The 17,557-nt window shown below is 68.0% G+C and carries 19 protein-coding genes; 9 read left to right on the forward strand and 10 right to left on the reverse strand.

The genetic code is table 11. From position 1 onward, the window contains the following. Window positions 1–12: 12 nt before the first annotated feature. Complete coding sequence (locus ACILR9_RS33630) at window positions 13–351, reverse strand: ArsR/SmtB family transcription factor (RefSeq protein ID WP_395714358.1); 339 nt, start codon at window positions 349–351, stop codon at window positions 13–15. Then, window positions 341–793, reverse strand: a complete 453-nt coding sequence (locus ACILR9_RS33635) for an SRPBCC family protein (RefSeq protein ID WP_395714359.1) — start codon at window positions 791–793, stop codon at window positions 341–343. The genes ACILR9_RS33630 and ACILR9_RS33635 overlap by 11 nt, the downstream gene beginning before the upstream one ends. On the opposite strand from ACILR9_RS33635, the gene ACILR9_RS33640 reads away from it, so the two are divergent. Next, on the forward strand, window positions 792–1,022 hold the full coding sequence (locus ACILR9_RS33640; RefSeq protein ID WP_395714360.1) for a hypothetical protein: 231 nt from the start codon (window positions 792–794) through the stop codon (window positions 1,020–1,022). The two genes, ACILR9_RS33635 and ACILR9_RS33640, sit on opposite strands and share 2 nt — an antisense overlap. Window positions 1,023–1,123: 101 nt before the next feature. Next, on the forward strand, window positions 1,124–1,498 hold the full coding sequence (locus ACILR9_RS33645) for a hypothetical protein (RefSeq protein WP_395714361.1): 375 nt from the start codon (window positions 1,124–1,126) through the stop codon (window positions 1,496–1,498). 59 nt (window positions 1,499–1,557) lie between these two features. Here the strand turns inward: ACILR9_RS33645 and ACILR9_RS33650 are convergent, their stop codons facing one another. From ACILR9_RS33650 to ACILR9_RS33685, 8 genes are all read right to left on the reverse strand, one after another. Next, window positions 1,558–1,935, reverse strand: coding sequence for a DUF4189 domain-containing protein (locus ACILR9_RS33650; protein WP_395714362.1), 378 nt, complete (start codon window positions 1,933–1,935; stop codon window positions 1,558–1,560). Further along, window positions 1,935–2,123: a hypothetical protein gene (locus ACILR9_RS33655; RefSeq protein WP_395714363.1), complete on the reverse strand. Its 189-nt coding sequence runs from the start codon at window positions 2,121–2,123 to the stop codon at window positions 1,935–1,937. The genes ACILR9_RS33650 and ACILR9_RS33655 overlap by 1 nt, the downstream gene beginning before the upstream one ends. Before the next feature lie 20 nt (window positions 2,124–2,143). After that, window positions 2,144–3,133 (reverse strand): tripartite tricarboxylate transporter substrate-binding protein, encoded by a 990-nt coding sequence (locus tag ACILR9_RS33660; RefSeq protein WP_395714364.1) that lies wholly within the window; start codon window positions 3,131–3,133, stop codon window positions 2,144–2,146. An 8-nt stretch (window positions 3,134–3,141) separates the two neighbouring features. After that, window positions 3,142–4,194, reverse strand: a complete 1,053-nt coding sequence (locus ACILR9_RS33665; RefSeq protein WP_395714365.1) for a phosphotransferase — start codon at window positions 4,192–4,194, stop codon at window positions 3,142–3,144. A 351-nt stretch (window positions 4,195–4,545) separates the two neighbouring features. Then, window positions 4,546–5,787, reverse strand: coding sequence for a hypothetical protein (locus ACILR9_RS33670; protein WP_395714366.1), 1,242 nt, complete (start codon window positions 5,785–5,787; stop codon window positions 4,546–4,548). A gap of 40 nt (window positions 5,788–5,827) precedes the next feature. Beyond that, on the reverse strand, window positions 5,828–6,532 hold the full coding sequence (locus ACILR9_RS33675; RefSeq protein ID WP_395714375.1) for a glutaredoxin domain-containing protein: 705 nt from the start codon (window positions 6,530–6,532) through the stop codon (window positions 5,828–5,830). Window positions 6,533–6,635: 103 nt separating this feature from the next. After that, window positions 6,636–7,019: a VOC family protein gene (locus tag ACILR9_RS33680; RefSeq protein ID WP_395714367.1), complete on the reverse strand. Its 384-nt coding sequence runs from the start codon at window positions 7,017–7,019 to the stop codon at window positions 6,636–6,638. 199 nt (window positions 7,020–7,218) lie between these two features. Further along, the gene (locus tag ACILR9_RS33685) at window positions 7,219–10,800 is read right to left on the reverse strand and encodes an ABC transporter ATP-binding protein (protein ID WP_395714368.1); all 3,582 of its coding nucleotides are present in this window, start codon (window positions 10,798–10,800) and stop codon (window positions 7,219–7,221) included. 72 nt (window positions 10,801–10,872) lie between these two features. Between ACILR9_RS33685 and ACILR9_RS33690 the strand changes: the two genes are divergently transcribed. The 7 genes from ACILR9_RS33690 to ACILR9_RS33720 all read left to right on the forward strand — a co-directional run bounded on the left by ACILR9_RS33690 (window position 10,873) and on the right by ACILR9_RS33720 (window position 17,506). After that, complete coding sequence (locus ACILR9_RS33690) at window positions 10,873–11,769, forward strand: LysR family transcriptional regulator (RefSeq protein WP_395714369.1); 897 nt, start codon at window positions 10,873–10,875, stop codon at window positions 11,767–11,769. Between the two features lie 12 nt (window positions 11,770–11,781). After that, window positions 11,782–12,612, forward strand: a complete 831-nt coding sequence (locus tag ACILR9_RS33695; RefSeq protein ID WP_395714370.1) for a serine hydrolase domain-containing protein — start codon at window positions 11,782–11,784, stop codon at window positions 12,610–12,612. Next, window positions 12,525–13,715: a substrate-binding domain-containing protein gene (locus tag ACILR9_RS33700; protein WP_395714371.1), complete on the forward strand. Its 1,191-nt coding sequence runs from the start codon at window positions 12,525–12,527 to the stop codon at window positions 13,713–13,715. The genes ACILR9_RS33695 and ACILR9_RS33700 overlap by 88 nt, the downstream gene beginning before the upstream one ends. Window positions 13,716–14,000: 285 nt before the next feature. Continuing rightward, complete coding sequence (locus ACILR9_RS33705; RefSeq protein ID WP_395714376.1) at window positions 14,001–14,750, forward strand: ABC transporter ATP-binding protein; 750 nt, start codon at window positions 14,001–14,003, stop codon at window positions 14,748–14,750. Then, a complete protein-coding gene (locus ACILR9_RS33710; RefSeq protein WP_395714372.1) occupies window positions 14,743–15,468 on the forward strand; it encodes an ABC transporter ATP-binding protein in 726 nt (241 codons plus the stop codon). Before ACILR9_RS33705 ends, ACILR9_RS33710 begins: the two co-directional genes overlap by 8 nt. Next, window positions 15,465–16,439 (forward strand): branched-chain amino acid ABC transporter permease, encoded by a 975-nt coding sequence (locus ACILR9_RS33715; protein ID WP_395714373.1) that lies wholly within the window; start codon window positions 15,465–15,467, stop codon window positions 16,437–16,439. Before ACILR9_RS33710 ends, ACILR9_RS33715 begins: the two co-directional genes overlap by 4 nt. 2 nt (window positions 16,440–16,441) lie before the next feature. Beyond that, complete coding sequence (locus ACILR9_RS33720; protein WP_395714374.1) at window positions 16,442–17,506, forward strand: branched-chain amino acid ABC transporter permease; 1,065 nt, start codon at window positions 16,442–16,444, stop codon at window positions 17,504–17,506. The last annotated feature ends 51 nt before the right edge of the window (window positions 17,507–17,557 follow it).

Below are 17,557 nucleotides of genomic sequence, written 5' to 3' on the forward strand. Positions count from 1 at the left end.
TCTTTCCATCGGTCACGCCCTCTCCACCATCGCCCTGAGCCGGGCCAGGGCGTGGTCCCAGTGGCGGGAGACCTGGGCGAGGTAGTCGCGCGCCTCGTCGATCGGCCCGGGATCGAGCGTGAACAGGCTTTCGCGGCCGCTGCGGGTGGCGCGGACCACGCCGGCGCCTTCGAGGACGCGCAGGTGCTTGGTCACGGCCTGGCGGGTGAGCCGCGTCGTCGCGGTCAGGCGGGAGATCGATTGCGGCGATCCCGCCGCCAGCCGGCCGATCAGCTGAAGCCGGGTCTCGTCGCCCAGGGCGGCGAACACGGCCGCGCCGGTCCTGACGGCCGCAGCCGCGCTACGCCGCATCGCGCAGGTACCCGGCGATGTTCTCCATCTGGATGGTCCAGCCGCCCTCGTTCGAGCGGAAGGCGAGATCGCGACGATGGCTGGGCAGCTTGTCGAAGCCCGATTCGACCACCTTCAGGCGTGTTCCCGTCGCCGTCCGTTCCAGGGTGAACTCGACCAGCGTCGGCGTCTCGCCGCTGTAGTCGTGCTGCGGGTCGATGGCGTAGGGGTGCCAGGTGAAGGAGAACAGCCGCTCGGGCTCCATCTTCTGCACGACGGCCTGCCAGCGCAGATGCTCGTAGCCGGGATAGGTGATGTGCCCGCGCGACGTTTCGCCGACCACGAACGGGCTCTCGATATGGACCCGGAACCATTCGCCGAACTGGCGATGGTCGGTGAGCGCCCGCCATACCCGGGAGAGCGGGGCCGCGAGGTCGACGGTCTTTTCGATGCGATCGCTCATGCGCAACTCCTTGGTTGCGCGACAGATAGGTCGCGTCGCGGCAATAGGCAATCAATTTGTTGCCTATCTTCCGATCCTCCTGACAGAACGCCGTCAGGAGGACGGCACCGGGTTTGGTGTCGATGGAAGTGGTCGTCGTCGAGCCGGCCTGATCGAGGTCCAGGGCGAGAACCTTGCGCCGAGAGTGCAGGCTGTCCTTCTTGTGTCGACGTCGGTCATTCTTGCATAGTCGCTGCTGCAGAAGCGGCCATGTACAGTCAATTGGACGATCGCTCCGCCGGGTGCGGATTATTCGCTTGGTCCAAGGGTTGAAGGCAGCCGCCTTCCGCCATGCCGATTCACCTCGACATATTCCATCCCAATCGCATTGTGGTCGTCGTCGCACGCGGATCGATCACGACGGAGGAAACACTGAGGGCCATCCAGGAGTTCGTCGAGAAAGGCATGGTCCACTACCGCAAGATCATCGATATCTCGCTGGGCCGCTCGTACATGGACCCCGAGCTGGTCGAGAAGATAGCGGCATTTGTGCGCGCTGCGCCGCATGGGGCGAACCGCGGGCCGTTGGCCTTCGTGGTCGACCGCATCGAAGGCAACCCCATGGCGCAGTACTTCGCCGAGCTGACCGAGTCGGAGCGTCCGGTCAAGGTGTTTACCAGCTTGAGCGAGGCGCGGCGCTGGCTCGACGAGAATTCGACGATCTGAAGGCTGCCGGCTCAACCGTCGACGCCGACCGGCATTCGAAGCACATCATTCGAAGCACGTTATTCGAAGCACTGGGCGGCGCGGATCGAGCAGGAGTCCGCCGGGACGCGTCGATTGCAGTCGTTCCAGGCAATGTCGCTCGCCTCGTCGCGCGTCGCGCCCGAGCCGGCGCCGAACGCATTGCCCGGACCGCTGCGCGCATAGGCGACGCAGCGGGCAGCGGCCATGAGGACCAGCCGGCAGCCTGTGCCGCATTCGCCAAGGGCCGTCATCCCGGCCGCTTCGCCCGTCGCCATGCCGACCGCGTAGCCGAAGTTGCTCCTCCCGTCGGTCGCGACGGCGACCCAGGTCTGCTGCTGGGCCTGCGCCGCGCCCGTGGCAAGCAGCGCCGTTGCGGCAATCGAGCGGATCGTGCCCGCCGCTCGTCTGGCCGGCATCATTTCGGCGCATTCCGCACCAGAAGATCGCGCACGCCGTTGCCCTTGTTTGCGGCGTCCCAGGCGTCGCGTTTCTCCCACAGGCCGACCTGCGAGCGCGGGCCACCCGGTACGCAGAGCGGCAGCGGGAAGCCGCTGCGGTGGACCTCGTAATAGATCTCGGCATCCGGACGCTTCAGCAGCGGCACGACGAACTTCCCTCCAGCGATCAATTGCCGGGTTTATAGCCGATCGAATCGATGATCGTCTTCCAGCGCGCCAGGTCGGCCGTCATGCGCTGGGTGAATTCGGTTGGCGTCGAGGTCTCGATGTCGAGGCCGAGCTCGACCAGCTTCCGGGTGACCTCGGGTGATCTCAGGACGGCCTGCAGTTCCCTGCCCCAAGCCTCGTTCAGTCCGGCCGGAAGCTTTGCGGGGGCGAAGAACACGTACCAGCCCAGGATGTTCAGCTTGGGATAGCCGAGCTGCGTCGCCGTTGGGATCTCGAGCGCCGACGTGGTGGGCTTCAAGCCCGAGGTGAAGATCACCTTCACCTTGCCGGCGCGGTGATGCTCGAGGAAGTCGGTGATGCCGCCGCAGCCCGCCGCGATATGGCCGCCCTGGAGGTCGGCGACCAGCGGCGCGGCGCCACGATAGGGTACCGGCTCCAACGGGATGCCGATCTCGCGGCCGGCCATGACGCCGAAGAAATGCGTGAACGAGCCGAGTGCCGTGGTGCCGAAGCTCTGCCGAGTGGGATTCTTCTTCAGCCACTCGATATACTCCGGCAGGCTGTTGACGCCGATGGTCGGTGACACGCAGAAGGCGGTCTGCACCGTGCCGGCGAGCGTGATCGGGAGGAGGTCGGTCAATGGATCGAACGGCACCGATTCCATGGTGAGCTTCTGCACGATCGTGGCGCTCGGCACGTAGGCGATGACAGTGCCATCGGGCGGGCTGTTCTTCAGCGTCTCGACGGCGATGGTTCCCGAGGCGCCGGCCTTGTTGTCGATGATGACGTTGCGCCCGGTGCGCTGCTTCAGGGCGTCGGCGATGAAGCGCGCCATCACGTCGGTGCCGCCGCCGGCGGGAAAGCCGACCAGGATCTTGATCGGCTTGTCGGGCAGGCCGGTCTGGTCGGCGCGCACCGAGGCGAGCGGCGCCGCCAGCGCCGACGCCCCCAGCGCCAGGGTCGAGCGGCGGGTGATCCTCTTGAGCATGCTTCCTCCTACGACACGAGACTCCACGCAAGCTCGGCGCGCTCGCGCGCCGACCGGCTCATCTTCACCGACTCCGGATTGGACGAGTTGCCCTGCAGGCCGCGGCGGTAGACGCCTTGCGCGATCGCGGCGAGCCGGAACAGGGAGAAGGCGAGGTAGTAGTTCCAGTGCGGAATCGACTCGCGGCCCATGCGCCGGCAGTAGGCGGCGACGTACTCGTCTTCGGTGGGCAGGCCGAGCTGCCGGAAGTCCACCGACGCGAAGCCATGCGGCGGCTCGGCCAGGTGATAGCCGAGGCAATTGTAGGCGATGTCGCACAAGGGATGGCCGAGCGTCGAAAGCTCCCAGTCGAGGACCGCCACGACGCGTGGCTCGGTGGGATGGACGATCAGGTTCCCGAGCCGGTAGTCGCCGTGAACGATGCCGGTCGGGTCCTCGGCCGGGATGTGCTCGGGCAGCCACGCCGAGAGCTTGTCCATGGCCACGATCTCCTCGGTCTTGAGCTCGGCGTACTGCTTGGTCCAGCGCGCCAGCTGGCGGGCGATGTAGTGGCCGGTGCGGCCGTAGTCCCCCAGCCCGACCTTGACCGGATCGACCTTGTGCAGGCGCGTGAGCACGTCGTTCATCGAATCGAAGATGGCCGCGCGCTCGGCCGGCGTCTGGTCGGGCATCGAGGCATCGATCAGGATGCGGCCGGGCACCGCATCCATGAGATAGAACATCTGGCCGATCACCGAGTCGTCGGTGCAGAGCAGGCGGGCACGCGCCACCGGCACGTCGGTGTCGGCCAGCGCCGAGATGACGCGGAACTCGCGATCGACCTGGTGCGCCGATGCCACCAGCTTGCCAGGCGGCTTCTTGCGCAGCACGAAATCCTTGCGCTTGCCGTCCGCCATCTCGGCCGACACGAAGAAGGTCGGGTTGGAGTGACCTGAGTCGAACTGCCGGACCTCGAGTCCGCCGCGATAGGCATCGAGATGCAGCGCGAAATAGCGATCGAGTGAGGCGGCATCGAAGCGATGACGCTCCATCACCGGTACGGTGTTGGCATAGGTTGGCATGACGGGGGAGCCTATGTTGGCCAAGGACGAGTCGGCAAACCGCCGGTCCCGCTGCGAGGAACTGGGCAGAGAATCTCAGCCCCCGTTTTTGCCTGCGCCTTTGCCGGAAATGCGCGTCATGCGCTGGGACCGCGCCACTCCTGTGGCGCTCTTCTCATTCTCCTCCCCAGCTTCGCTGGGGAGGTGTCGCGTCATACGCGACGGAGGGGTCAAGGGCACAGGAGGGGTTGCTCACGACCCCTCCGTCCGCGATTACGCGGACACCTCCCCAGCAAAAGCTGGGGAGGGAATGAGAAGAGCGCCACGTCGACGGAGATTACTCCACCCTAAGTGGCGGGCTCCCGGCGATGACTAGTGCGTTCCGGCGACGACGTCGTCGATCGTCTCGACGAATGCCCTGACCACGGGTTCCAGGATCTCCGGGCCGGTCGTCGCTGCCGAATCGGCCGGTGTGTGGAAGAAGGTATGCAGCGCCGCCATGCCGAAGAAGCGCGGATAGCCTGCCGCCATCACCTCGCGCAGCTCGCCGATGCCGGCGCGGTCGCCGACCAGCGGCTGGCCGGCGATGTCCTTGAAGCGGCGGGCGACGATCGCGTCCATCGCCTGGGAGCGCAGGATGACGCGCACGCGCGAATCCACCGTGCGGTCGGTCACCCAGCGGCCGTTCTCGCGGCGCCACTCGAAGCAGGCGAGCGACGCGCCGAAATGGGCCCACGCCAGGGTCGCATCGGCGGACGGTGCGCCGTCGTGCAGGAAATGCTCCATGCCGCCGTGGCCGATCTCGTGGCCGGTCGTGGCGACGAAGGCGAAATTGGCTTTGGGCCAGCGTGTTGCGGCGAGGCGTGCGACGGCAAGGAAGCCCGCGATGCCGGGACCGCGCTCGCAGGTGCTGGTGAACCAGCTGGTCACGGGGGTCGACACGACGATCCAGTTGCGATTGCCGGGACCGCGCTGCAGGTGCGCGACGACGTTGCGGCCCGGCACGTCGCGGCGCCACGTCCCGCGGACTTCGACCGAGACGGGCCGTCCGTCGCGCTGGGCAGCCTCGAGCCAGGGCCGGTCCTTGGGGGCCACCAGGATCACCGGGACCGGCCAGGGCTTCTCCTTCTGGTCGACGTTGTAGGTGAAGATCTCGCCGCTCGGATGGTCGATGGTGAGCAGCACCGCCACCGGCCGGCGCGCCAGCGCCGTCGCGATCACGGCGCGATGCTGGGCACTGAGATAGGCGCCGCGGTCGAAGGCGAGATCGGCGCGCACGAAGGTGCCGTCCGCCGGGTCGGCACCCGAAGCCGCGATCGGCGCGGTGACAGAGAAGCTCGCCTGCGCCTCGGGTATCCACCATTGCGGCATGACGCTGCGGCTCTCGTCGCCGATGGTGAGCGTTGCGGACTCGAGCTCATGCTGGCGGGACAGCGTGAAAGGCTGAGACGAGACCTCGAGGCCCGCGCGCCCGAGCTCGTCCGCGATCCAGGCCATCGCCTGCTCGGCGCCTTGCGAGCCGTAGCGATGCACGCCGAAAGCCTCGTAGCGCCGGACGTCGGCGTAGAGCGTGCTGCCGGCCAGCGGGTCTGCCGCGAGAGCAGGATTGGTCATCAGGAGGAGCAGGGTGACGAGGGGGCGCCCGACGCCCACCTCAACCGTCCCACACGTTCTGCGGCATCGGCAGCTTGGCGAAATCCCGGTCGACCAGCGGCCGGTGATGGCTGACGCCTTCCTTCTCGAGCAGCATCATCCATTGCCGCACATGCTGGCCGCTGTGCCAGGTCGTGCGCTCGAACAGATCGTGCAGCGGCTGCGGCCCGTAATAGGTCGCAAGCGTGCGCGTGGCGGCGGTGTCGCCGTTGGCCCACCAGTCGCGCAGGCGCTGGCGCACCCCGGCGCCGTAGGCGACCAGCGCCGCCGTGTCGGCATCGTCGGCCGGCTTCTCGGCGAACATCGCCTGCACCAGGGTGGCGCCCTGGTTGGTGTCGAGGAAGGCGTCGACCACGCGGAACAGGTGGAAGGCCAGGGTGCGATAGCTGCGCGGCCGGCCCGGCACGTGCGTGTCGAGGCGGTCGTGCGGCATCAACGGCAACAACTCCAGGGCTGCGCCGAGGAACTTGTCGAGCCGCGCGTAGAGCTCGTCGGTCGACAGCTCCGGGCCGGATTTCTCCATCAGGCCGAGGAAGTCGACGATCTGCTTGGTGCTCTGGCCGAACGTGAATTTGTCGCCGCGCGAGAGCACCGGCACCGACCGCGCGCCGAGCTTCTGCAGCTCGGCGAGGCCAGCCGGGTCTTCGAGAACATTCACCGAAACGAAGTCGATCCCACGGACCGATAGAAACTCCTTGAGTCTCAGGCAGCTGGTTCAACCAGGCTGCCAGAACACCTTCAGCGGCTCGCTCATGCGACTCTCCTGCTCGGGCCCGAACTTGCTCGGGCCCATCTTGCTTGAGATCATCTTACTCCGGCTTGTGGCAGACGACACAGATCTTGTTGCCGTCGAGGTCCCTCAGATAGGCACCATAGTAGTTGGGATGGTAGTGCGTGCGCAGCCCCGGCGCACCTTCGTCCTTGGCGCCGCCCGACATGCCTGCCCTGTGCGCGGCGTCGACCGCGGCGCGATTGGGGGCATCGAGGCCGATGGTGATGCCGTTGCCGACGCTCGCCGGTTTCTCGTCGATCGGGCTCACGATCCACAGCTGCGGCCGGCCGCCGGCGAGGCCGTAGCCGGCGCCGTTGGGAAAGCTCATGTGGCACACCAGGCCGAGCGGCTTCAGCAGCTCGTCGTAGAACGCCTTGGCCCTGGCTATGTCGTTGCTGCCGACGGTGACGTGACTGAACATGGGCGATCCCTCCCTGGTGTCATTCTCCTCCCTAAGCGAAGCTTGGGGAGGTGTCGCCGTCTTACGGCGACGGAGGGGTCATGAGCACCACCATTGACGCTCATGACCCCTCCGTCCGCATCGGCATTTTGGCCGCAGAGCGGCCAAAAGCCTTGGACGCGGACACCTCCCCAGCGAAGACGCTAGGGAGGAGGTTTGATTACGACGCGGCCGGAGCATAGACCGAGGCGAGCTGGCGCGACACCAGGCGGGCGTAGAGGCCGCCGCGGGCGAGCAGCGAGGCGTGCGTGCCGGTCTCGGCGACCCGGCCGGCATCGAGCACGACGATGAGGTCGGCGTCGCGCACGGTCGACAGACGATGGGCAATGACGATGGTGGTGCGGTCGGCCTGCAGCAGGTCGAGGGCGCGGCGCACCGCCTGCTCGTTCACTGCATCGAGATGCGAGGTCGCCTCGTCGAGCACCAGGATCGGCGCGTCCTTCAGGAAGGCGCGGGCGATGGCGACGCGCTGCCGCTGGCCCCCCGACAGGCTGGTGCCGCGCTCGCCGACCGGTGAGTCGAGCCCGTCGGGCAAAGCCGCCACCAGCTCGGCGAGCGAGGCATGCCTGATCGCCGCCTGCAGCTCGGCTTCCGAAGCGTCGGGCCGGGCGATCAGGATGTTGGCGCGCAGCGTGTCGTTGAACAGGTAGGTGTCCTGGGCGACCAGTGCGACCAGGCGGCGCAGATCATCGAGCTTGTAGTCGCGCAGGTCGGCGCCGTTCAGGGTGATGCGGCCGCCGTCGGGGTCCCAGAATCGCATCAGCAATTGCGCCGTCGTGGTCTTGCCGGCGCCCGACGTGCCGACCAGCGCCACCGTCTTGCCGGCGGGGATGACGAAGCTCACGCCGCTCAGCGCGCGGCGCGTCTGGCCGGGATAGGCGAAGTCGACATTCTCCAGCGCAAGCGCGGCGGCGCCGGCGCGCGGCGGCACGCCCGGTCCGTCGCGCACCGGGATCGGCTCGTTGGCGAGCGCGTAGACGCGCCGCGTCGCGCCCAACGTGTCGGCGAGCTGGCGGCCGATCTGGGCGATCTCCGACACCGGCAGGAAGGCTGCCATGGCGAGGATGGTCATCAGCGGCAGCAGGCCCGGATCGAGCGCGCCCTGCGCCGACAGGGCGGCGCCGGTCACGACGACGGCGAGGCCGCCCAGACCGGTCATCACCTCGAGCACCGCGTGCTGGCGGGTCAGCTCGCTGAAGAACGGCAGGCGCAGCGAGATCTGGCGCTGCGACAGCTCGTCGAGGCGCGAGCCGCGTCTGTCCTCCTGCTGGAAGGCCACGATCTCGCCCAGGCCCTGCACCGAATCGACGGCGAAGGCGCCCAGCTCGCCCGCCGCTTCGCGTGCCTCGCTGCCCAGCCGGTCGACGCGCTTGCGCATCAGGAAAGGGCTGAGCCCGACCGCGAGCAGGAACGGCAGCAGCGCCAGCGCCAGCCAGCCGCTGGCCCAGGCCAGCACGGCGACGACGACCGCCGGCACCAGGATGGCGACGAAGGCCGGCGCCACCGTGTGGGCGAAGAAGTACTCGACCAGCTCGACGTCGTGTGTGGCCAGCGCCATCAGGTCGCCGGTGCGGCGGCGCACGAGGTAGGCCGGCGCCAGCGCATCGAGCTTGCGGAAGGCGTCGATGCGCATCTCGGCCAGCAGGCGGAAGGCCATGTCGTGCGCCATCCACGATTCCAGCCAGTGCAGCACGCCCGACAAGGGCGCCACGATGGCGAGCGCGATGGCATAGCCGGTGTAGGGCTCGTGGTTCTTGAGCGCCAGGATGATCAGGGCCGACAGCGCGCCGACGCCGATGAAGGTGATGACGCGCAGCACGCCGAACAGGAACGTGGCAGTGAGCTTGCCCTTCCATGGCAGGATCACCTTCATCAGCGCCGCCACGACCTGGTACCAGGTGAGGCCGTCGGCCTTGATGATGCCTTCGGTGACGACCTTGACCGCGCCGCCGGGAGTGTCGGAGACGGTCTCGACCCGCGCCGGCGTGTCGAACGTATCTGACACGTCGCCGCGCTGCTGCTCGCGCGCCTGGTCGGCCATCAGGGCGGCATAGACGCCGCCCTTCGCCATCAGCGCCTCGTGGCGGCCCTGCTCGGCGACGTGGCCGCCATCCAGCACCAGGATGCGATCGCAGTCGATCACGCTCGACAGGCGATGGGCGAGGATCAGCGTGGTGCGGCCCTGCATCAGGCGATCGAGCGCTTCCTGGATCACCGCCTCGTTCTCGGCATCGACCGCGCTCAGCGCCTCGTCGAGCACCAGGATCGGCGTGTCGCGCAGCAGGGCGCGGGCGATGGCGACGCGCTGGCGCTGACCACCCGACAGCTTGATGCCTTTCTCGCCGATCATCGTGGCGTAGCCCTGTGGCAGGCCTGTTATGAAATCGTGGATGTTGGCGGCGCGGGCCGCCTCGACCAGCTCCTCCTGCGTGGCGTCGGGCCGGCCGAGCCGGATGTTCTCTTCCACCGTGCCGTGGAACAGGAAGGTGTCCTGGTTGACGACGGAGATCAGCGAGCGGATCTCGGCGAAAGGCAGCGCGCGCAGATCGTGGCCGCCCAGCAGGATGCGGCCGCGCTCGGGATCGTAGAAGCGCAGCAGCAGGCGCACGATCGACGACTTGCCGCCGCCCGACGGCCCGACCAGGCCGAGCCGCTCGCCCGCGGCGGCGCGGAAGGTGAGGCCGTCATGCACCGTGCGGCGCGTGCCCGGATAGGCGAAGCGGACGTCCTCGAACTCGATCGTCGGCGCCAGCATCCTGTCGAGCCGCGCCGGCGGAGCATCGGCCACCATCGGCTTGTCGTCGAGGATGCGGTAGATGCCCTGCGCCGCCGACAGGCCGACCATGCCCTGGTGCAGCACGCTGCGCAGCTCGCGCATCGGCCGGAAGATTTCTACGCCCAACATCAGGATGATCAGTAGGGCGGAGAGCGACATGGCTCCGGATTCAACTCGGGTTGCGCCGTAGAGCAGCGCCGTCGCCGCGCCGCAGGCAATCGAGGTGTCGGTGATGCCGCGCGCCAGCGAGTTGGTCGCCAGCACCCACATGGTGCGGCGGAACAGCTCGCGCGCCTCGACCTCGAGCTTGTCGGCGCGCGCCTTGCCCTGGCCGAACGCCTTCAACGTGGCGAGGCCCTGGATCGAATCGAGGAACTCGGCGGCGAACGAGGCGTAGGCCTTCTGCCGGCGCTGCGAGTTCTTGACGTCCCACTTGTGCCACAGCGCGGGCGCCAGCAGCGCCACCAGGGCGAAGGCCAGCATGACCGCCGCCACGGGGAGATCGACGAAGGCCACGACGGCGAAGATCAGCAGGGGCGAGAGCAGCGCGATCATGAACTGCGGCAGGAACTGGCCGAAGTAGGTTTCCAGTTGCTCGACGCCATCGATCATCGACAGGGTGAGACCGCCCGAGCGCTGGCGGCCGACCGTTCCCGGCCCTAATGCGGCGATGCGATCGTAGAGAATGCGGCGCAGTCGCTTCTGCACCCGCGCCGCCGTCTCGTGGGCGACCACCGCGCGCCAGTGCTCGGCCATGCCGCGCAGCACCATGACGAGGGCGATCGCCGCCACCCACGGCACCAGCTCTGCGAGCGGCCGGCCGGCGAAGACCTGGCCGATCAGCCAACCGAGCAGGCCGAGCCGGGCGATGCCGAGGCCAACCGCGAGGAGACCGATGCCGACGGCGCCGGCGATGCGCAGGCGGACGCCCTTGGTGAAGGCGAAGAGGCGGGGTTCGATGTGCATGAGAATGAGTCTAAGCAGAACATATCTTTTCGTCAGTCAACAAATTGTAAAACCCGTTGTACATTTCTGAACATGGACGCGAACTGGGATGATCTCCGGATTTTCCTCACCCTGGCGCGCGACGGCACGCTCAGCACCGCCGCCAAGTCGCTGGGCGTCAGCCATCCCACCGTGGCGCGCCGCGTGCAGGCGCTCGAGCAGCAGATCGGCGCGCGCCTGTTCGACCGCCTGCCCGACCGCTTCGTGCCGACCTCGGCGGGCGAGGAGCTGCTGGCCGACACCGAGGCGATGGAGAAGGCGGCCCTGTCGATCCAGCGCCGCAGCGCGGGCTTGAGCGACACGGTGAGCGGCGTCGTGCGGATGTCGGCCGGCGAGGCGATGGCCGTGCTGGTGGCCCGCCATCTGCCGTGGCTGCGCGCCCGGCTGCAGCATATCGAGTTCGAGGTCGTCGCCAGCCACACGCTCGCCAACCTGTCGCGGCGCGAAGCCGATCTTCTGATCCGCGAGCGGGTGCCGGAGCTTGCCGGCATCGTCGCCCGCAAGCTCTGCCGCGTCGGCTACGCCATCTACGCGGCGCGCAAGCTCGCCCTCGAGGAGACCGGCCTGCCGGCGCTCGTCGACCAACCGTGGATCGGCTTCGACGACGACCATAGCTACATGCCGGGCCACCAGTGGCTGCACGAACGGCTCGGCCGCCGGCCCGAGATCCGGGTCAACAACTGGCTCGTGCTGCACGACGCGGTGCGCGTTGGAACGGGCCTTGCCGTGCTGCCCTGCTATCTCGGCGACCAGGACAGTGCCCTGCGCCGCGTCGGCGGCGTGCTTCCCGAGCTCTCCACCGAGCAGTGGCTGCTGGTCCACCGCGACCTGCGGGCCCTGCCACGGGTGCGCGCCGTCATGGACGCGCTGGTCGAGCTTTTCCAGCGTCATCGTTCGGTTCTGGAGGGGCGCGGCCCGACCTCGCCCTGAATTTGGCTTTTCTTGTCGTCCTTCGAGGCCAGGATCGGTGATCGCGCCAGGAGCAACCAGGAATTCGTGACGGCGCTGTCCGACCTGTCGCTGCGATTCTCCCCCGGTACGCGCTGGGAGTATGGCGTGTCGACCGACGTGCTGGGCCGGTTGGTCGAGGTGATCGACGGAAAGACGTTGGGCGAGGCTTTATCGGCCCGCATCTTCCAGCCGCTGGGCATGGTCGATACCGGCTTCCAGGTGCCGGGCGACAAGCTCGGGCGCGCCGCCCAGCCCGGGTCGCGGCCGAACGGCCAACCGATGACGCCGCGCTTCGCCGTCAATGACGGCGCCCGATACCAATCCGGCGGCGGCGGCCTCACCGCGACGATGGACGATTATCTCCGCTTCACCGCCATGCTGGCCAACCATGGCGAGCTCGCCGGCAAGCGCGTGCTCGGCAAGCAGACGGTGGCCTTCATGACGGCCGATCACACCGGGACGCGGCCTGGCCGCCCGCCGGGGCTGGGCTTCGGCCTGGGCTTCGAGGTCCGCACCCGGACTGGCGATTCGGCGTTACCCGGCTCGGTCGGCGAGTATGGCTGGGCCGGCAATGCCGGCACGCTGTTCTGGATCGACCCCAAGGAACAGCTCACCGCGATCTACATGGTGCAGGTGAGCGATCCCGATCGCATCGCGCTGCCAACCAGTTCAGAACCATGGTGCAGGCCGCGATCATTGACTAGAAGGGCGCCATCGCAGGAGGAGGAGCCCTCATGTTCCGTCGTACATTCGTCGCCTCGGCCGGGCTGCTGCTGGCCGGGCCCGCGGCCGCGCAGCAGCCGCCGATCAAGATTGCGCTGATCTACGGCAAGACCGGGCCGCTCGAGGCCTATGCCCGCCAGACCGAAGCCGGTTTCATGCTTGGCCTCGAGTACGCGACCCAGGGCAAGATGGAGATCGACGGCCGCAAGATCCAGGTCATCACCAAGGACGACCAGCTCAAGCCCGACCTTGCCAAGGCGGCCCTCGAGCAGGCCTACGGCGACGACAAGGTCGACATCGCCGTCGGCACGACCTCGTCGGCCGCGGCTCTCGCCATGCTGCCGGTCGCCGAGGAGTACAAGAAGCTGCTGATCGTCGAGCCCGCGGTCGCTGACCAGATCACCGGCGACAAGTGGAATCGCTACGTCTTCCGCACGGCGCGCAACTCGACGCAGGATGCGCTGGCCGGCGCCGCCACCCTCAAGGACGAGAACATCAACATCGCGACGCTGGCGCAGGACTATGCGTTCGGCAAGGACGGCATCGCCTCGCTCAAGCAGGCGCTGAAGGACGTCGGCTCCAAGGCCAAGATCGTGCACGAGGAGTACGCGCCGCAGGCCACCACCGACTTCACCGCGTCGGCGCAGCGCATCTTCGACGCGCTGAAGGACAAGCCCGGCCGCAAGATCGTCGTGGTGGTCTGGGCCGGCGCCCATCCTCTGCCCAAGCTGATGGATCTCAAGCCCGAGCGCTACGGCATCGAGATCGCGCCCGGCGGTAACATCCTGCCGGTGATGGCGGGCTGGAAGCAGTTTCCAGGCCTCGAAGGCGCCATCTACTACTATTGGGGTTTCCCCAAGAACCCGGTCAACGACTGGCTGGTCGCCGAGTACAAGAAGCGCAACAACGGCGCGCCCCCCGACTTCTTCGTCGCCGGCGGCATGGCGGCTGCGCTCGCCATCGTCGAGGCGGTCAAGAAGGCCAAGTCGACCGACAGCGAGAAGCTGATCGCCGCCATGGAGGGCATGAGCTTCGAGACACCCAAGGGCACCATGACCTTCCGCAAGGAGGATCATCAGGCGCTGCAGGCGATGTACCACTGGCGCATGAAGCAGAACCCGCCCGACAACACCGACCTGCTCGAGCTGGTGCGCGTGATCCCCGCCGACGAGCTCAAGCTGCCGATCAAGAACAAGCGGTAGGAGATGCCGGGGGCGCCCCACTCCCGTGGCGCGATCATGACGCGATACGGGAGCGGCGCGCCCATAGGCGCTAACTCTGGTCGAAGTCCCAACAAAACCTCATCCTGAGGAGGCCGCGTAGCGGACGTCTCGAAGGATGGGCCACACACGAGATCGTTGGAAAAGCGGTGTTGCAGCACCAGCCCTGTTGCCGACCCTTCGAGACGCGGCCCTCCGGGCCGCTCCTCAGGGGAGGTCCCTTTGCAAGTTGGCGCCTACGAGTGGCGCGCCCCCAGCCGTGACCACATGCTCGAGACCCAGGACCTGACCATCCGATTCGGCGGGCATGCCGCGGTCGATGGCGTGAGCTGCACCTTCCGCCCCGGCACGCTCACCTCGATCGTCGGGCCCAACGGAGCGGGCAAGACGACCTATTTCAACCTGATCTCCGGTCAGCTGCCGGCGACGTCCGGACGTGTCAAGCTGAACGGCGAGGACATCACCCGCTACGCTGCGCCGCACCGAACCCGGCTCGGACTCGGGCGTGCCTTCCAGCTCACCAACCTGTTCCCCAACCTCACCGCGCTCGAGAACGTGCGACTGGCGGTGCAGGCCACGAGCGGCAAGGGGCTCGATCTGCTGAGCCGCACGCTCGGCCATCGCGAGCTGATCGATCGCGCCATGGAGCATCTTGCCGCCGTGTCGCTCGCCGACCGCGCCCGCGCCGTCGCGGCGACGCTGCCGCACGGCGACCAGCGCAAGCTCGAGGTCGCGATCCTGCTGGCGCTCGAGCCCGACGTCTTCATGTTCGACGAGCCGACCGCCGGCATGAGCATCGACGAGGTGCCGACCGTGCTCGACATCATCGCCGACATCAAGCAGCGCGCCGACAAGACCATATTGCTGGTCGAGCACAAGATGGACGTGGTGCGCACCCTGTCTGATCGCATCGTCGTGCTGCACCAGGGCAAGCTCGTGGCCGACGGCACGCCTTCCGAGGTGATCACCTCCGACATCGTGCGCGAGGCCTATCTCGGCGGAGCGGCGCATGGCTGAGGCGCTGCTCAGCCTGCGCGGCGTGCAGACCAATATCGGCCGCTACCACATCCTGCACGGCGTCGAGCTCGACGTCGCCGAGGGCGGGCTCACCATGCTGCTGGGCCGCAACGGCGCCGGCAAGACGACGACCTTGCGCACCATCATGGGCCTGTGGCGCGCCGCAGCGGGCGAGATCCGCTTCGACGGGCGCGACATCACCCGCCTGCAGACGCCCGACATCGCCCGGCTGGGCATCGCCTACGTGCCGGAGAGCATGGCGATCTTCGCCGACCTCACGGTGCAGGAGAACCTGGTGCTGGCCGCCCGCTCAGGCCCGCCGGACCCGGCGCGGCTCGACTGGATCTTCGCCCGCTTCGAGGCGCTGAAGCGTTTCTGGACCCTGCCGGCCGGAAACCTGTCGGGCGGCCAGAAGCAGATGCTGGCGGTGGCGCGCGCCATCATCGAGCCGCGCCGGCTGCTCCTGATCGACGAGCCGACCAAGGGGCTGGCACCGGCCATCATCGCCAACATGATCGCGGCCTTCGCCGAGCTGAAGGACGGTGAGTCAACCATGCTCGTGGTCGAGCAGAATTTCGCCTTCGCCCGCCAGCTCGGCGACGCGGTCGCGGTCATGGACGACGGCCGCGTGGCCCATCGCGGTGGCATGGCCGAGTTCGCCGCCGATGCAGGCCTGCAGCAGCACCTCCTGGGGCTCGGCATGGATACCCACCAATGAAACGCGACTGGCTGCCGCTGCTCCTGACCCCTGCGCTCGCCGTCGCGGCCTTTCCCCTGGTCGGCTCGCCCGCCAGCTGGGTCACGCTTACCGTCGCCGGGCTTGCCATGGGGTTGATGATCTTCGTCATGGCGTCGGGGCTCACGCTCACCTTCGGCCTGATGGACGTGCTCAATTTCGGCCACGGCGCCTTCATCGCCGTCGGCGCCTTCGTGGCGGCAAGCGTCATGCTGGCGCTGGCGCCCTGGATGGCGTCGCAGTCGATCTGGCTCAATCTCGCGGCCGTCGGCCCTGCCGTGCTGGCGGCCATGCTGGTGAGCGGCGCGCTTGGCTGGGGCTTCGAGCGCGTGATCGTGCGGCCGGTCTACGGCCAGCATCTCCGCCAGATCCTGGTGACCACCGGCGGCCTGATCGTCGCCGAACAGCTCCTCAAGGTCATGTGGGGGCCCGACCAGATCACGCTCACCCGGCCGGCGGCGCTGCGCGGCGCCTTCCTGCTGGGTGACATCGCCATCGAGAAGTACCGCGCGCTCGCCGTCCTGGTCGGGCTGGCGGTGTTCGCAGCACTCGCGCTGACGCTCAGCCGCACCAGGCTCGGGCTGCTGATCCGGGCGGGGGTCGAGAACGGCGAGATGGTGGAGGCGCTGGGCTATCGCATCCGCCGCCTGTTCGTCGGCGTGTTCGTCGCCGGCTCGGCGCTCGCCGGGCTGGGCGGGGCGCTGTGGGGCCTCTACCAGGAGACGGTGACGGCGGCGATCGGCGCGCAGGTCGCCGTGCTGATCTTCATCGTCATCATCATCGGCGGGCTGGGCTCGGTCGGCGGCTGCTTCGTCGGCGCGCTGCTGGTCGGGCTCACCGCCAACTACATCGGCTTCCTCGCCCCCAAAGTGGCGCTGGGCTCCAACATCCTGCTGATGGCCTTGATCCTGCTGTGGCGCCCACAGGGCCTCTATCCGGTGGCCAGGAGATAGCGATGCTGCGCGCCCTCCTGTCCGACGACCTGCCGCGCAGCCGCTGGCTGGCGCTGGCGCTGCTGGCGATCCTGATCGGTCTTGCCGTGGCGCCGTTCCTGTTCCCCGGCGCCAAGTCGCTGAACGTCGCCGCCAAGATCTGCGTCTTCATCGTCCTGGCGGCGAGCTTCGACCTGCTGCTGGGCTACACCGGCATCGTCTCGTTCGCCCACACGATGTTCTTCGGCATTGGCGCCTATGGCGTGGCGATTGCGCTCACCCGTATGGGGGCCGGGTGGGACGCCGTCGCGGTCGGCGTCGTCGCCGGGCTGATGGTCGCAATCGTGCTTGCTGTCCTGATCGGCCTGTTCAGCCTGCGCGTGCGCACGATCTTCTTCGCCATGATCACGCTGGCCATCGCCAGCGCCTTCGCCATCCTGGCCTCGCAGCTCTCCGACATCACGGGCGGCGAGGACGGGCTGAACTATCGCCTGCCGACGGCGCTGCGGGCGTCCTTTGCGCTGACCGACGGCACGCTGCTCGGGGTGCGGCTGAACGGCCGGCTGGTCGACTACTATCTCGTCTACCTGGTGTCGGTCGCCCTGGTGCTGGTGCTGCTGCGCATCGTCAACTCGCCGTTCGGCAGCGTGCTGATGGCGATCCGCGAGAACCCGTTCCGCGCCGAGGCGATCGGCTACCGCACCGTGGTCTACCGCACCATCGCAAGCTGCGTCGCCGCAGCGGTGGCGGCGCTCGCCGGCGCGCTGCTGGCGCTGTGGTCGAGCCAGACCAATCCGGATACCACGCTGAGCTTCGACATCATGGTCGACATCCTGCTGATGGTGGTGATCGGCGGCATGGGCACGATCTACGGCGCCGTGATCGGCGCGGTGCTGCTGGTGTTTGCCCAGAACTACCTGCAGGACCTGCTGGCGATCGCCAACAAGGCGCTCACCGGCGTGCCATTGCTCGCCAACCTGTTCCACCCCGACCGCTGGCTGCTGTGGCTCGGCGTAGCGTTCGTGCTGTGCGTCTATTTCTTCCCGACGGGGATCGTCGGGAGGTTGAGGCAGGGTCGCAGAGGGTGAGGAGGAGAGAAAGGTCCCTCGCGGCGCTCGGGATGACATCAATACTGTCAT

Origin of the sequence: Reyranella sp., assembly GCF_044224635.1 — a bacterium.
GTDB lineage: Bacteria > Pseudomonadota > Alphaproteobacteria > Reyranellales > Reyranellaceae > Reyranella.